The sequence below is a fragment of the Cryobacterium sp. RTC2.1 genome, from assembly GCF_035018685.1.
Lineage (GTDB): Bacteria > Actinomycetota > Actinomycetes > Actinomycetales > Microbacteriaceae > Cryobacterium > Cryobacterium glucosi.
The window spans coordinates 1-14,381 of sequence record NZ_JASJXJ010000101.1 but is presented as its reverse complement, the minus strand read 5'-3'; the positions used below and the strand labels follow the sequence as shown (position 1 = coordinate 14,381).

11 protein-coding genes and 1 riboswitch are annotated in these 14,381 nt (G+C 66.1%); of the genes, 7 read left to right on the top strand and 4 right to left on the bottom strand.

Annotated elements, in window-relative coordinates:
• The first annotated feature begins 377 nt into the window (after positions 1-377).
• Positions 378-770 carry a LysM domain-containing protein gene (locus QN357_RS12825; protein WP_322136104.1) on the top strand — a complete coding sequence of 131 codons (393 nt, stop codon included), beginning with the start codon at positions 378-380 and terminating at the stop codon, positions 768-770.
• A 134-nt stretch (positions 771-904) separates the two neighbouring features.
• Here the strand turns inward: QN357_RS12825 and QN357_RS12820 are convergent, their stop codons facing one another.
• Complete coding sequence (locus QN357_RS12820; RefSeq protein ID WP_322140741.1) at positions 905-3,211, bottom strand: putative bifunctional diguanylate cyclase/phosphodiesterase; 2,307 nt, start codon at positions 3,209-3,211, stop codon at positions 905-907.
• A 367-nt stretch (positions 3,212-3,578) separates the two neighbouring features.
• Between QN357_RS12820 and QN357_RS12815 the strand changes: the two genes are divergently transcribed.
• The 4 genes from QN357_RS12815 (at position 3,579) to QN357_RS12800 (ending at position 9,341) form a co-directional block, all read left to right on the top strand.
• A complete protein-coding gene (locus tag QN357_RS12815) occupies positions 3,579-4,190 on the top strand; it encodes an MBL fold metallo-hydrolase (protein WP_134558546.1) in 612 nt (203 codons plus the stop codon).
• 338 nt (positions 4,191-4,528) lie between these two features.
• The gene (locus QN357_RS12810) at positions 4,529-5,680 is read left to right on the top strand and encodes a hypothetical protein (protein ID WP_322136101.1); all 1,152 of its coding nucleotides are present in this window, start codon (positions 4,529-4,531) and stop codon (positions 5,678-5,680) included.
• The gene (locus tag QN357_RS12805; RefSeq protein ID WP_322136100.1) at positions 5,677-8,337 is read left to right on the top strand and encodes a multicopper oxidase domain-containing protein; all 2,661 of its coding nucleotides are present in this window, start codon (positions 5,677-5,679) and stop codon (positions 8,335-8,337) included. The genes QN357_RS12810 and QN357_RS12805 overlap by 4 nt, the downstream gene beginning before the upstream one ends.
• A 149-nt stretch (positions 8,338-8,486) precedes the next feature.
• The gene (locus QN357_RS12800) at positions 8,487-9,341 is read left to right on the top strand and encodes a hypothetical protein (RefSeq protein ID WP_322140742.1); all 855 of its coding nucleotides are present in this window, start codon (positions 8,487-8,489) and stop codon (positions 9,339-9,341) included.
• Between the two features lie 260 nt (positions 9,342-9,601).
• Here QN357_RS12800 and QN357_RS12795 read toward each other — a convergent pair whose 3' ends face one another.
• Together QN357_RS12795 and QN357_RS12790 are read right to left on the bottom strand one after the other, a co-directional pair.
• A complete protein-coding gene (locus QN357_RS12795) occupies positions 9,602-9,928 on the bottom strand; it encodes a multidrug efflux SMR transporter (protein ID WP_322137331.1) in 327 nt (108 codons plus the stop codon).
• Between the two features lie 12 nt (positions 9,929-9,940).
• Positions 9,941-10,003, bottom strand: a riboswitch (guanidine-III (ykkC-III) riboswitch).
• A 157-nt stretch (positions 10,004-10,160) separates the two neighbouring features.
• On the bottom strand, positions 10,161-10,736 hold the full coding sequence (locus tag QN357_RS12790) for a TetR/AcrR family transcriptional regulator (RefSeq protein ID WP_322140743.1): 576 nt from the start codon (positions 10,734-10,736) through the stop codon (positions 10,161-10,163).
• A 123-nt stretch (positions 10,737-10,859) separates the two neighbouring features.
• Here QN357_RS12790 and QN357_RS12785 point away from each other — a divergent pair, with 123 nt between their 5' ends.
• Both QN357_RS12785 and QN357_RS12780 read left to right on the top strand, forming a co-directional pair.
• On the top strand, positions 10,860-11,477 hold the full coding sequence (locus QN357_RS12785) for an NADPH-dependent F420 reductase (RefSeq protein ID WP_134450203.1): 618 nt from the start codon (positions 10,860-10,862) through the stop codon (positions 11,475-11,477).
• A gap of 126 nt (positions 11,478-11,603) precedes the next feature.
• Complete coding sequence (locus QN357_RS12780) at positions 11,604-12,494, top strand: aldo/keto reductase (RefSeq protein WP_134450204.1); 891 nt, start codon at positions 11,604-11,606, stop codon at positions 12,492-12,494.
• A gap of 111 nt (positions 12,495-12,605) precedes the next feature.
• Here the strand turns inward: QN357_RS12780 and QN357_RS12775 are convergent.
• A partial coding sequence (locus QN357_RS12775) for an FAD-dependent oxidoreductase (RefSeq protein ID WP_323504965.1) occupies positions 12,606-14,381 on the bottom strand: 1,776 nt, incomplete at its 5' end.

The window sequence follows — 14,381 nt, the reverse complement described above, 5'->3', positions numbered from 1 at the left end:
GTGTCAGGCAGGTCCCGAGACAGAACTGTCAGCAAGGTCATGAGACAGAACTGTCAGATTGAGAACGAGACTTCACACCTGGTAGCTGCTCACATTCAGTATGCGCACATGCTGACACGTGATCGGAATATGGCGCGGTGAAATTTTCTGACTCGATCAGGGGCAATTTGTCGTAAATTTCCCGCGGATGGCATTGACTAGTCATGGGGGTGGTCATGAAGACTACGGGGGAGTCCGACCTGGTGCTTTCGTACCGGTCGCAGAGAGCGCATGGCCGCGCATTCGGGCTGCGGTTCGACCGTTTCCGCTCTTCGGAAGCGACGGCACCACCGTTCTCGGCACCGTCCGCCTCGTTCTCTGACACGGGCATCCATCTGGTGCACACACCGCTGAAGGTCCCGGCTCCGCGCCCGGCACGGATCTCCTGGAAGGTCCTCGGCATTGCGCTCGCGCTCCTCGTGCTGAGCGGATGCGCCGCCGCGCCGATCCCTGCACCGCCGGCCACGCCCTCGCCGACGGCGACCTCGCACCTGTCGAAGTATCCGACGCCGCGAGACCAAGGACCGTTTGACGGCGCCGAAGGTACCACGACGATCGACAGCTCGGGCAAGATCACCTACACCGTCGTCAGCGGGGACTCTGCGAGCACGATCGCCACTCGCTTCGGCGTCTATCCCGAGCAAGTCGAGACCCTCGGCGGCGGCAAGGTCGGGATGTCCGCGATCCACCCCGGAGACAAACTCCAATTCGGCACCCGCGGCTACACGTGACCGAAGGCCAACGGTGCCGCGTTCCACCCGAGGTCGCACGCAAACCGAGGCACGAGTGTCGAGACTATTCGTGCGCTCTCGATTCGCCGGACGGCGGGAACGATTGGCGGGATGTCGGTCTCGATGGCACTGGGTCAGTCGAGAGAAGGCAGCAGGCCAGTCATCTCAGTGAACTCGTCGGCGATGTCTCGGGCGCTGAGCCACAGGTCGAGCTCGGCGGCGGGGACGGGCCGGGACATGTAGTAGCCCTGGGCTTGATCGCAGCCGAGGCGGACGAGCTCGGTGTAAGCGGCCTTGGTCTCGACGCCTTCGGCAACCAGCCGCAGGCCGAGGCTGTGGGCCAGGCCAATCGTGGAGGCGACCAGTGCTGCAGCCCGGGCGTCGTCGACCATCGGGAAGACGAACGAGCGGTCCAGCTTGAGCTCGTCGAGGGGCAGATCGCGCAGGTAGGAGAGTGAGCTGTACCCGGTGCCGAAGTCGTCGATGGAGATCTGGATACCGCTGCTCCGCAGCCGGGTCAGGATGCTCCGGGCCCGGTCGCGGTCGGCCATCAGGAACTCCTCGGTGATCTCCAGCTGGAGGGCACCCGGCGGGAGGTTACGGACCGTCAGCATCGCTGCGACCTCGTCGGGCAGGCTGGTGTCGATCAGCGTGCTGCCCGAGAGGTTGACTGCGACCGTGAGGGGTCGGCCTTCGGCGTGCCACACCGCCGCCTGGTCCAGGGCGACCTGAAGGACGACCCGGGTCAGGGTCCGCATCAATCCTGATTCTTCGACCAAGGCCAGGAACGCGTCGGGGTAGAGCAGGCCTCGGGTGGGGTGATCCCAGCGCACCAGCGCCTCCACGTTGTGGACCTCGCCGGTGTCCAGGTCGATCTTGGGCTGGTAATGCACCACGAGCTGGTCGGTGGTCAGTGCGGTTCGCAGTTCCTCGACCGTCTTCAGCCGGGTGGTGGCGTCGGTGTCGTCGGCGGTGTTGTAGACGTGCTGGCCACGGCCCGATGTTTTGGCCTTGTACATGGCGATATCGGCCGTGCGTAACAAGGAGCTCAGGTCCAGACCGTGGTCCGGGAAGAGCGCGATACCGACGCTGACACTGGTGTGCAGTGTGATGTCCTCCAGAGCGAATGGCTCGGCCAGCGCGGCGCGCAACTTGACGGTCACGTCAATGGCCTCGGCGTGGCCGGCATCCTCGAGCAGGACCGCGAACTCGTCGCCGCCCAGACGCGCCAGCAGGTCCCCAGGCCGCAGGTGCTCACGCAGGCGGGCGCCGACCTGGACCAGCAGCTGGTCTCCGGCGTGGTGGCCCAGGCTGTCGTTGACCTCTTTGAACTTATCCAGGTCGAGCATCAGCAGCGACTGGCGGCGACGCTCCGGGTCCACCAAGCGCGCGTGCCCCTCTACGTGGAGGGCCCGCCGGTTCGGGAGGCCTGTTAAGTCGTCCGTTGCAGAGGCAACGCGGCGCAGATGCGCCATCCACGCGACCTGACGGAAGGCGACCTGGGTGCGAGCTGTCGCCGCGACCAACGTCGCCCCCGCAAGAGCGACTGAAAACGTTGACAAGGGCACCCGGCTGCTCACCAAGAGCACCCCTAGCCCTGCGGCGGTGGCCACCACCGGCACCATCAGTGCCGCCCTGCCGGTCGCTGGGCTCGTCTCGGGTACCGCGGCCGGATGAGTTCGCTCCATACCGTCGACCCACAATGCCAACAGGGCAAGTCCGATCGCCCAGGCCGCGGCTAGCGGCGTACCGCGCACATAGGTGTTGGCGTTCACCTGCAGCGCGTAGAGCACGTCCGCCGCGGCAAAGACCAGCAGGCCCACGAACAGCAACACCCACCGTCTTCCCAGCCGCCTGCCCCCCAAGGCGCCGATCCCGCCGATAGCGGCCACGAGCAGCAGATCGAAGAGTGGGAAGGAGATCGCCGTCACGGTGGCCAACCACGATGAACTGGTCAGGGCCGAGTCCAGCACCGGGCTCAGCGGAATCGCCAGCACCGCGGCTGCGCCGAGCGACCCCACCACGCAGTCCAGCCAGACCGACGATGCCAGCGTCCGCACGTGGCGGCGCACCGCAACGATCAGAGCGGCCAGCATCAGCAGGTAGAACAGCGAATACAGGACGTCGCCAACCGACGGGAACGGAATCGAGCCGGTCGTGGCCTCTACCCAGGCTCTGTAACAGTCACCAGCAACGTAGGCGGTCATCGCGGTCGCGGCGAGCAGAACCTCCGGGCGCCGAAGTCCGACCCTTCCGACAGCCATCCAGCACACTGCGACGGGTAACAGGTCCGTCAGCCCTACCGAGACGACAAGGACCGGCTCGAACCAGACGTCACCTGCCGGGCCCCATCCGCCCCAATGCACAGCCAGCCCGACCACGCTGGCGGCCAGGACCAGGACCATCGCCCACACCAGTCCGGTATGAATCCGCGCGCGCATCAGCGCCTCACCGGAATAGGCAGACTCGAGGTAGTGCTCCGGAACAGGTCGCGTTCGCGAGGACAGACGCTCGAACGATCAACCACAGTCCCCCCTAGAACTCCCACCAATCTATCGACCCATTGAGTGACATTCCCCTCAAGAGGTGTCGACCCGAGGTCACCGCCCCAAACTGGGGGAGTCGCGAAGGTCGAGGCCTCCGCGCCCCCAGTCCACAGACACACGCTCACCTTGGCGAATGGTCCACTCAACTGGTCAATAAATGGCCCTTCACGCTGGACCGTAGAGCTTCTAGGTTGGGTGCTGTGAACGTCGGAATCTGGGCTGAACGAACGACAACATCCGCTACTCGCGAAGGAGACGCGTCATGAACGCCCCCATCACAATCACGCCCATTCATGTCGGTGACTTGACCGCAGAGGGGTACCCAATGCCCGTCTACGTGCACCTCATCGAACATCCCGATGCGAGGGTGCTCGTCGACACCGGTTTCACAGAGATCCACCCCGCAGCGGCCGATCTCGACCCTCGCCCCCACTCTCTCAAGGCGCAGGCATTCGACCTCGAGAGCGTCGACATCGTCATCAACACACACCTTCACTTCGACCACTGTGGCGGCAACCACCTCTTCCCCGGCACGCCCATCTACGTCCAGCGCCAGGAACTTGACGATGCCCGCACCGAAGACGACTACACCATCCGAGAATGGGTGGACCCGCCCGGCGTGCACTATGTACCCGTCGATGGAGAATTCGACCTGCTTCCCGGGATTCGACTCCTCCCGGCGCCGGGCCACACCCGCGGCTCACAGATCGTTGTCGTCGATACCGGCGAGCGTCCGACAATCATCGCCGGAGACACCGCGGTGTGGTTCGGCGAGCTGGACAACCCCGAGACCGAAGGCCAGCGACTGATTCGCTCGCTGCATCCTGAACACGTCTGGATCACGCACGAGCACACGTCCTGGACCGCAGATTAGCGGGATCTCCGTGTGCGACCGCGTCATCGGTTTCGCCGTGTCGTTCGCCGGCCGCGTGTAGCAGCCAGCGCTCTTATGGCACGATCCTATTAAAAGGATGTTCGTCCTCTATAATGGCACTCTGGGGTCATTCGACCCGCCCGAAGGAGAAGCCGTGACCGTCGAACCGATCATCCTGTCATCGGACCGTCGCCGTGCCGAACCTGCCGACCATGAAGCATCGGCCGAAGCGCCCACGCGCGCCATCTGACCCCGACGCTATCCTGACCTGACCCACGCCGATGACTACGCCGAGCCCTCTTCGCCGAACCGGCAGCGCTACGCGGGGCACCGGCCCGATGGAGCGGCCTCCTGTCACCGCCCGGCTGGTCTTCCTGCTCCTCGGGGGCATCGCCCTGCTCGCCGGACTCAACGGCGCGCTGCTCCTGCTCGGCCTCTGGGCGCCCGTCGACAGCACCCGACTAACGGAGGTGCACGGCCCGCTGATGGTGTTCGGCTTCGTCGGCACCGTCGTGGTGCTCGAGCGGGCCGTGGCCGTCCGCCGCACGTGGGCCTATCTCTCGCCCGGCCTGCTCGGTGCCGGCGGCATCGCGCTCATCTCACCGCTGCCGGTGGTCGTGGGCCAGGCCGCCTTGGTCGCCGGCACCACCATGTTGCTGGCAATCTACAGCGAGATCTGGCGCAAGCAGGGCTCGGTCTCCACCGCCGTACAGGTGCTCGGCGCCCTGGCCGGGCTCATGGCCACGATCTTCTGGCTGCGCGGAATCGGCATCCCGCAGCTCGCACCGTTGCTCATTCTCTTCCTGGTGCTCACGATCGCCGGCGAACGCCTCGAACTGTCCCGCATCTCGCCCACCGTCAACCGGCGCGCCGAACAGTGGATGCTCGGCATCAGCCTCGCGCTCAGCTTCGGCTCGGTCGTCGCCCTGGTCTGGCCGATCGCCGGCTACCCCCTGCTCGGTGCCGGGATGCTGGCGCTGGTGGCCTGGCTGTTCCGGCACGACATCGCCACCCGCATGGTGCGCTCGGTCGGGTCGCCCCGCTACATGGCCTGGTGCCTGCTGGCCGGGTATGGCTGGCTCGCCGTCGTGGGCGGCATCTGGTTGCTGCGGGGTCCGGTCTACTCCGGCCCCGGTTACGACGCCATGATGCACGCCGTGTTCCTGGGCTTCGTCATGTCGATGATCATGGCGCATGCTCCCACCATCCTGCCGGCCGTGCTGCGCCGGCCATTGCCGTATCGGCCGGTCATGTACCTGCCGGCGTCGCTGCTGCATGTGTCGCTTCTGGTGCGGGTACTCCTCGGCGACACCTATGGCCGGCCCGTGCTGGTGCAGTGGGGCGGAGTGTTCAACATCGTCGCGGTGCTGCTGTTCGTGGCGATTGCGGCAGTCTCGGTTCTGCGCGGAACCACTGTGCTGCCCGTGCGGACAACACCGCGCAGCACTGCGGCCCCGTCAGCACCGCCCCTGGGGAGGTCGCTGCTGTGAAAGACAAGCTCTGGCACATCGTCTCGGGCAGCCTGGTGCCCGCGTGGCTGGCTGCCGCGGTGATCCTCACCGTGGTGCACCGCCAACTGCCCTCGTCGGGCTGGCTGCTCGTGCACCTGCTGCTCCTCGGCGCGGTGAGCACGGCCATCCTGATCTGGAGCCAGCACTTCGCCGACACGCTGCTGCGCCGCAAGGCCCTCGGCCATCGTCTCTCGCTCGGGCTACGGTTGAGTGCGCACACCGTCGGCGCCATCGCGGTGATGACGGGCATTGTCATCGGCGGGTATCCGCTCGTGCTGGTCGGCGGCATCCTGGTGGGCCTGAACGCGTTGGCCCACGCCGCCGTCATCGTGGGTCAGACCCGTGGTGCGATGCCGGGCCGGTTCGCCCCGCTGGTGCGCTACTACGTGGCGAGCGCGGTGATGCTCGCCGCCGGCGTGACTCTGGGCATCCTGATGGCCCGGCTCGACGGGGGAGGCGAAGACTACGAACGCCTGTTCATCGGTCACCTCGCGTTCAACCTGCTCGGCTGGGTCGGCCTCACCGTGATCGGCACCGTCGCGCTGCTCTGGCCGACCGTCTTGCACACCCGAATCGCGGGTGCCACAGTGGCGGCCGGCAGCACCTTGTCGGTGCTGGTGGGTGGCCTGGTTCTCGTCGGGCTGGGCTGCCTTGCCGACCTGCGCCTCGTCGTTGCACTCGGTGTTCTGGTCTACCTGGTGGCCCTCGGCCGCATGCTCTGGGAGGGTGTCGGTCACCTGCGCCGGGCGCCCGCCGTGACCTTCGCAGCCTGGAGCCTGGGCTCCGCGCAGATCTGGTTCGCGCTCTGCACCCTCGGGTTCGGCCTGCGGGTGGCGATCGCCCCCAGCTGGACGGTCGCGGCCGCCGGCGTGGAAACCCTGGTGCCGTACTTCGCAATCGGCTTCGCCGCCCAGATCCTGCTCGGCGCCCTCAGTCACCTCGTGCCCGTCGTGCTCGGTGGCGGCCCGGCCGCCCTGAAAGCCACCGCCGCCGAGCTCGATCGCGGCGGCTTGTTCCGGGTCGTGGTCGTCAACGGCGCCCTCCTCCTGTCGCTGCTGCCGGTCTCCAGCACCCTCACCGTGGCGTTGTCGATGCTGATCGTGGCGACCCTGGCCAGCTTCCTGGTGCTGTTCACCCGGGCCCTTCGCGCGAACCGGCGGGTGCGCGCCCTGCCGCTCGTGCGCGTGGCGCCGGGCGAACGGCCGGTGGCGGGCCCGCGACCGCGCAGCACCGGGCGGATGCTCGCGGCCGCGAGCGTGCTGCTCCTCACGGTGACCGTGGGCATCGTTGTCGACCCGGCCTCGGTGGAACTGTCGGCGGTGTCGACCCAGGCCGCGGGCTCCTCTGGAACCGCTGCCGCGACCGGTCACACCACCACGGTCGCCGTGGACATGGTGCACACCCGCTTTGTGCCCGACCGCATCGAGGTGCCGCTCGGCGACGCACTTAGGATCACCCTCACCAATAGCGACGACATGGCGCACAACCTGGTGCTGGAGTCCGGCCTTGTGTCGGGGTCACTTGACCCGGGCACCACCACGACCGTGGCCGTTGGCGTGATCGGCGCGAGCGTGGACGGCTGGTGCTCGATCGCCGGACACCGGCTGCTGGGCATGGAGATCAGCATCGTCGCGGTGGGCGACGCGGGCGCATCCGCCACCGGCGACAGCACCTCGATGGGCGGCATGGCGGGCATGTCCGCGGACGGCAGTCACACCGGCCAGGACGCGGCCGCGACCGGAACCTCTGCGGCCGCCGACATCGACCCCTCGGCCGTACCCGACGCGAATTTCGAGGCGCACGATGCCGTGCTGCCGCCCGCTCCAGACGCCACGGTGCATCGCCGTACCTTGGTCGTGCGCAATGTGGAAACCGAGGTGGCCCCCGGTGTCACCCAGTTGCTCTGGACCTTCAACGGCACCGCGCCCGGCCCCACACTGCGCGGCAGGGTGGGCGACGTGTTCGAAATCACCCTGGTGAACAAGGGCACGGTCGGGCACTCCATCGACTTCCACGCAGGCGCCGTCGCCCCCGACGCCGTGATGCGCACCATCCAGCCCGGTGAGAGCCTGGTCTACACGTTCACCGCCACCCGGTCGGGCATCTGGCTCTATCACTGCTCCACAATGCCCATGTCGGTGCACATCGCGAACGGCATGTTCGGTGCCGTGATCATCGACCCGCCCGGCCTGGCCGACGTGGACCGCGAGTACCTTCTGGTGCAGTCCGAGCTCTACCTCGGCGCGCAGGGCGGCGAGGTCGACGCCGTCAAGGTCAAGGCGCAGACCCCGGACCTGATGGTCTTCAACGGCTACTCCAACCAGTACGCCGCCCGTCCGCTTCCGGCCCGTGTCGGCGAGACCGTGCGGGTCTGGGTGCTGGATGCCGGCCCGAACGTGGGCAGCGCCTTCCACATCGTCGGCGGCCAGTTCCATACCGTCTATAAGGAGGGCGACTACCCGCTCAAGGACGGCGGCAGCACCGGGACGGGTGGCTCGCAAGTGCTCGATCTGGCCGCCGCGCAGGGCGGATTCGTGGAGCTGTCCTTCTCCGAGGCTGGGCACTATCCGTTCGTGAGCCACGTCATGTCGGACGCCGAGAAGGGCGCGCGCGGCATCTTTGAGGTGTTGCCGTGAGTGAGTCGCCGAACACCGTGACGCAGGCTGCGGGAACGCGACCATGCTGACACGTGATCGGCACAAGGCGCGTTGAAATTTTCTGACCCGATCAGGGGCAATTTGCCGTGAATGCCCGCGGATGGCGTTCAATAGTCATGGGGGTGGTCATGAAGACTGCGGGGGAGTCCGATCTGGTTTTTTCGCGCGGGTCGAATAGTGCGGATCGCCGCGCGTCCGGGTTGCTGTTCGACCGTGTCCGCTCTTCGGAAGCGACGGCACCACCGTTCTCGGCACCTTCCGCGTCTCTCCCTGACGGCAGCATCCATCGGGTGCGCCCAACACTGAAGGTCCCGGCTCCGCGCGCGGCACGGGTGTCCTGGAAGGTCCTCGGCATTGCGCTCGTGCTCCTCGTGCTGAGCGGATGCGCCGCCGCGCCGGTCGCTCCACCGTCGGCCACGCCCATCCCGGCGCCCATCCCGCCCGTGATGACCGAGGCCGCCCGGCAGGAGCTGGCCGATCAGGCGCAAACTGCCTTGCGCGACGGATTCGTCGCCAGCTATCCGGACGTGGCCGTGCCGACGGCGACGCGGGAGAGGTTCCTGAGTCTGGAGGAAATCCCGTCGGTGATCGCCGCCTGCTTGACCGCCGCAGGAGTCCCTGCGGTCGCGAGCCCTGAGGGCGGCATCGAAACCTACGTGGCGCTCGGCGATGAGGAGCGTCATGCGATCGCGGACTACGTCTGCAATACCCGGTTTCCCAGCGACCCGAAGAACTCCGTTCCGCTGAACGAGTCGCAGGTCACCTACCTCTACCAGTACCAAACAACGGTCCTCATGCCGTGCCTGGAAACCGCCCACATCCGGGTTGATCCGCCACCGACCCTGGAATCCTTCATGGCCAACTACACCGGCCAAGGCCCCGCAACCGTGACCTGGCAGCCCTATGCACACATCGACCAGGGGCCCCCCGATCGAGGCATCTACAAACAATGCCCACAAATGCCCGAACACCTCAGGGACTGAACACCCATCGCCACTCGCTTCGGCGTCTACCCCGAGCAGGTCGAGACCCTCGTCGGCGGCAAGGTCGGGATGTCCACCATCCATCCCGGCGACAAACTCCAATTCGGCACCCGCGGCTACACCTGATCGATCGTCAACGATGCCGCGCTCGACCCGTGGCACGAAGCGGTGAGCCCAATGCGCTTCGAGGCGGTGGTTCCAGCCGTCGGGCACGGACATTCGCCGGTGAAAGCGAACGGCCGGGGTATCTGTTTTGAATGTTAGTGACCGGCGTCGCTCACGAGCTTCAGTCCGATCACGCAGCCGATCAGTCCCAGGAGGAGCACGATCTTGAGGATGCTGAGCGATTCGGTGCCGGTGACCATCGCGTAGACGACGGTCAGTGTCGCACCGATCCCGACCCAGACGGCATAGCCGGTCCCGATCGGGATCTCTCTCAGTGCGAAAGCGAGTCCTGCCATGCTTGCGATGATCCCCGCACCGAACACGAGGGTCGGGACGAGCTTTGTGAATCCCGCCGACTTGCCCAGGGCGGTTGCCCAGACGGCCTCGAGAACTCCGGAGAGGGACAGAACGACCCATGGCAACATGATGACTCCACTGGCAAGTCTTGTCGCGTACCGGGTACTTGGCCATCGTCCGGGAACCGTCAGGGGCTCTGCGGCCATTCTGCTTGAGGGCCCTGAGCAATGCCTGATCACCGCGCCCGGCCGGCGGTTTCACTGCCAGGACACGCGAGTCTCCATTCCCGTGTCCTGCGGAGCGTTGCCGCCGGTCACACCAAAGCTCGGACTGTCGTGCGTCGACGAGGATCGATGCTTAGGCCGACGCCTTGGGGAGGGCGTCGTCGATGAGGACGACGGCGATGGCGGCCGCGGTGGCAAACGTGTCGGTGTTGAGGACTCGGCTGCGAGCCGAGGCACCGTCCAGGAGCAGTGCCAGTTGCTCGCCGAGCTGTTCGGGGTTGGTGGCGCCGCCCTCGCGGGCGGTATCAGCGAGCCGGGCGGCGAAGCCCTCTTTATAGGTGCGGGCGAAGACGCGTGCTGGATGGCCCGGGTCCTCGATTTCGACGGCAGCTCCGATGAACGGGCACAGGGGGGAGTGGATGTCGAAGATGGCGAGGAGTCGCTCGCGCGGCGTCAGGTCGGAGCGGTCGAAGACTTCGGGCAGGATGTCGGGATCGAAACGGCGCAGATACTCGGCGATGAGCTCGTCCTTGCCGTCGAAGTGCTGGTACAGCGTCCGCTTGGAGACCCCGGCCACCGCACAGAGTTGGTCAACGCCGGTGCAGTTGATGCCTTGATCGGGAAACAGTTGCTGGGACGCGCTGAGAAGGCGCTCTCGAGCGCCCCTGCCGCTCCGCAGGCCGCGCGGTCCCTTCTCCAACTCCGTCATAGTCCCTAGCGTAGCCCGTTGGTACCGATCGGTGTGCATAGCTTGACTCGCCGCGCATCAGCCCGTTAGGTTAGGTACTCAGATCGGTGTACATACATCGACGCGGCGATTGGAAGACACCTCATGACCACCATCAGCATCATCGGCTCGGGCAACATGGCGACCGCCATCGGCACACGGGCGGCGAAGCACGGCCACACCATCGAGTTCATGAGCCGCAACGCCGCCAAGGCGCAGGCTCTCGCCGAACAGATCGGCAACGGTGCCACCGTCGGCGCGTTCGGCGCACGGCCGACGGGGGACATCGTCATCGTGGCCGTCCTCTACGCCGGCGCCGTTGACGTGGTCGCGCACTACGGCGATGCGCTGGCCGGCAAGATCCTCGTCGACATCACCAACCCGTTCAACGCTGACGCCAGTGGAGTCGTGACGACCCCGGGTAACTCTGTGTCGCAGCAGATGGCAGCGGCCGCCCCCGAGGGCGCACATGTCGTGAAGGCATTCAACACGATCTTCGGCGGCGTCATTGCTGAGGACAAGGCCGTCGATGTGTTCTTCGCCGGCGACAGCGCCGGGGCGAAGGCAGAGGTCGCCGCGTTTGTGGAGAGCCTGGGCATGCGGCCCCTCGACGCAGGAGCGCTTGAGATGGCCCACGCCCTTGAATGGGCCGGCATCCTCCTGGTGGGCCTGGCCGCCCATGGCGCAGGCTTCGACATCGCCATGGGCGCGAAGGTCCTCTGACGATTCTCTCCAACCGCGTGCCCGGCAACGGTGGTGAGCAGGCCTCGCCGGGCAGCGGGCCGGGGTGGCACAGGGAGGTACTGAGCCACCCTCCCTCGTTGACGGGACCGCACGTAGCCTCGAAGCATGACTACTTCGTTCACCCTCAACAATGGCGTCGATATCCCCGCGGTAGGTCTCGGGGTCTTCCAGAGTTCCGCGGAGGACACCGCGGCCGCCGTCGAGACCGCGCTGCGTACCGGGTATCGCCACATCGACACGGCTGCCGCCTACATGAACGAGCGGCAGGTCGGCGAAGGACTGCGCAACTCGGGTGTCGATCGCGCCGAGGTCTTCGTCGAGACCAAGGTCTGGATCAGCCAGTACGGCTACGAGGAGACCCTGCACGCCTTCGACGTCGCGACCGGCAAGCTCGGCCTCGACTACCTCGACCTCTTGATCCTGCACCAGCCGGTCCCGCTGAGCTTCGACAAGACTCTCGAGGCCTACCGCGCGCTTGAGACCCTCCTCGCCGAGGGCAAGGTGCGGGCGATCGGCGTGAGCAATTTCAAGCCGGAACACCTCGATGCGCTCCTCGAGGCGCGCACCATCGTTCCTGCCGTCAACCAGATCGAACTGCACCCGTACTTCGTGCAGAAGGAGACCCAGGCGGCGGATGCTGCCCGCGGCATCCTGACCCAGGCCTGGTCTCCGATCGGCGGCATCAACTTCTACCCGGGCTGGGGCGACGGCACTGCGAAGAACCCGCTGCATGACCCGGTGATCGAGGCGATCGGAGCCGTGCACGGCAAGTCGGCGGCGCAGGTCATGATCCGCTGGCACGTCCAGCAGGGGCGCAGTGCCATCCCGAAGTCGATCACGCCGTCCCGCATCGTCGAGAATTTCGATGTCTTCGATTTCGAACTGACGGATGCCGAACTCGCGGCGATCGACGGGCTCGACCTCGGCATCCGCCGCGGCCCCGAACCCGACACCCGCCGCATCGACGAGAACCGCTTCGTGATTCCGGAGGCGTGAACACGATGGCGATCAGCGAACAGGCACAGATGACGCGCTCGTCACCGCACAAATCACGGTGAAGGCCCCGCACCCACGCTCACGCGGGATGGGGGCCTCCACCGATGACGATCAGATGTTCTTCGTGACCTCATAGGCATTCCAGATGGCGTACATGATGCTGGAGACCTCGCCGGCATCTCCGATCAGGTGCAATTCGGGACCGGAGAAGCGCAGCTCCTCGTACAGTGAGCGCTCCGAGACGTAGCCGACGGCCACAACTGCCGAATCCGCCGTCAGGACCGTCTCCTCGTTGGTCTCGCGGTCCTTGATGACGAAGCCGCCATCGCGGGCGCCGGTCACCATGCTGTTCACGACCAGGTCGACGTTCTTGAACGCGATGAGGTCCCGGATCATGTCGGAGTTCGCGGTGCAGAGTGGGCCACCGAGCTGCAGGATGTCCGGCTGGTATTCAACCAGAGTGACCTTCTTGCCCAGGCCCTCCAGCCACAAGGCCAGCTCGCAACCAACGAGGCCTCCACCGATGATCACGGCAGATTCGCCGACGTCTTCTTTCAGGAGCAGGACGTCTTCCGCCGTGAAGACCCTGTCGGAGCCCTCGAGGGTCATGCGCTTGGGCTTGGAGCCCGTGGCGATGATGACACAGTCGTAGTCGCCGGCCTCAACCTGTTCCTGGGTCACGGTGGTGTTGTAGTGAACGGGGATGTCCATGGTCACCAGTTCGTTGGTGTACCACCGGGCCAGAGCGAGGTCGTCTTCCTTGAAGTCAGGCGCTCCGCCGGGAATGAGGTTGCCGCCGAGGTGATCGGACTTCTCGAACACGTCGACGACGTGGCCGCGCAGGTGGAGGTTGCGGGCTGCTTCGCAACCGGCGACCCCGCCGCCGACCACCATGATCTTCTTCTTGGTGACCGCGGGCTCGAGGGCGTAGGTCTTCTCGCGACCGGCGGCCGGATTCACGGCGCAGGAGATCGACGTGAAGTGCTGCAGACGGCCCATGCAGGCCTCCTGGCAGGACAGGCACGGGCGGACCGTGTTGTACTTGCCCGCACGGATCTTGTTGGGGATGTCGGGGTCGGCGAGGAGCGGGCGGGCCATGCCGATGAAGTCGGTCTGCTTGTTCCGGATGGCGTCCGAGGCGAGGTCGGGATCTTCCATTCGTCCGGCTGTGATCACGGGGATGTCGACGTGCCGCTTGAGGATTTCGTTGTATGGCAGGTAGAGGCCCTTGGCCTGGTACATCGGCGGGTGGGTCCAGTACCAGGAATCGTAGGTGCCGACATCCGCGTTGAGGCAGTCGTAGCCGGCAGCCTCCATGGCCTTGGCCGTCTCGATGCCTTCTTCGATGTCGCGGCCTTTCTCCTCGAATTCCTCGCCGGGGAGTCCGCCCTGGCGCCAGTCCTTGATCATCGACTTGAGGCCGAAGCGCAGGGAGACCGGGTAATCCGCGCCGCAGGTCTTCTTGATCTCCTGAACGATCTCCGTCGCGAATCGGAGGCGATTCTCCAGCGATCCGCCGTACTGATCGGTGCGGTGATTGAAGAAGGAGATCGCGAACTGGTCGAGCAGGTAGCCCTCGTGGAGGGCATGGATCTCGACACCGTCGAACCCGGCTTTCTTGCAGACCAGGGCGGCCTCACCGAACTTCCTGACGATGTAGTGGATCTCGTCAACGGTCATCTCGCGACAGACCACTCCGTCGATCCAGCGGTGGGGGATGGGTGATGGAGCAATGGCCGTCTTGCCCAGAATGGAGGGAATCGACACGCGGCCGAAACCTCCGGTCAGCTGGCAGAAGAATTTGGCGCCGTATGCGTGCACACGCTCGGTCATTTGCTTCGCGTTCTGGATGAAGTGGTTCGGGTTCAACGTGGCGCAGGGGAGGGA

Excerpts from the sequence above, each read along its gene's own strand:
- QN357_RS12820 (WP_322140741.1), bottom strand. The coding sequence starts at position 3,211 with ATGCGCGCGCGGATTCATACCGGACTGGTGTGGGCGATGGTCCTGGTC.
- QN357_RS12815 (WP_134558546.1), top strand. The coding sequence starts at position 3,579 with ATGAACGCCCCCATCACAATCACGCCCATTCATGTCGGTGACTTGACC.
- QN357_RS12785 (WP_134450203.1), top strand. The coding sequence starts at position 10,860 with ATGACCACCATCAGCATCATCGGCTCGGGCAACATGGCGACCGCCATC.
- QN357_RS12810 (WP_322136101.1), top strand. The coding sequence starts at position 4,529 with ATGGAGCGGCCTCCTGTCACCGCCCGGCTGGTCTTCCTGCTCCTCGGG.
- QN357_RS12780 (WP_134450204.1), top strand. The coding sequence starts at position 11,604 with ATGACTACTTCGTTCACCCTCAACAATGGCGTCGATATCCCCGCGGTA.
- QN357_RS12790 (WP_322140743.1), bottom strand. The coding sequence starts at position 10,736 with ATGACGGAGTTGGAGAAGGGACCGCGCGGCCTGCGGAGCGGCAGGGGC.
- QN357_RS12800 (WP_322140742.1), top strand. The coding sequence starts at position 8,487 with ATGAAGACTGCGGGGGAGTCCGATCTGGTTTTTTCGCGCGGGTCGAAT.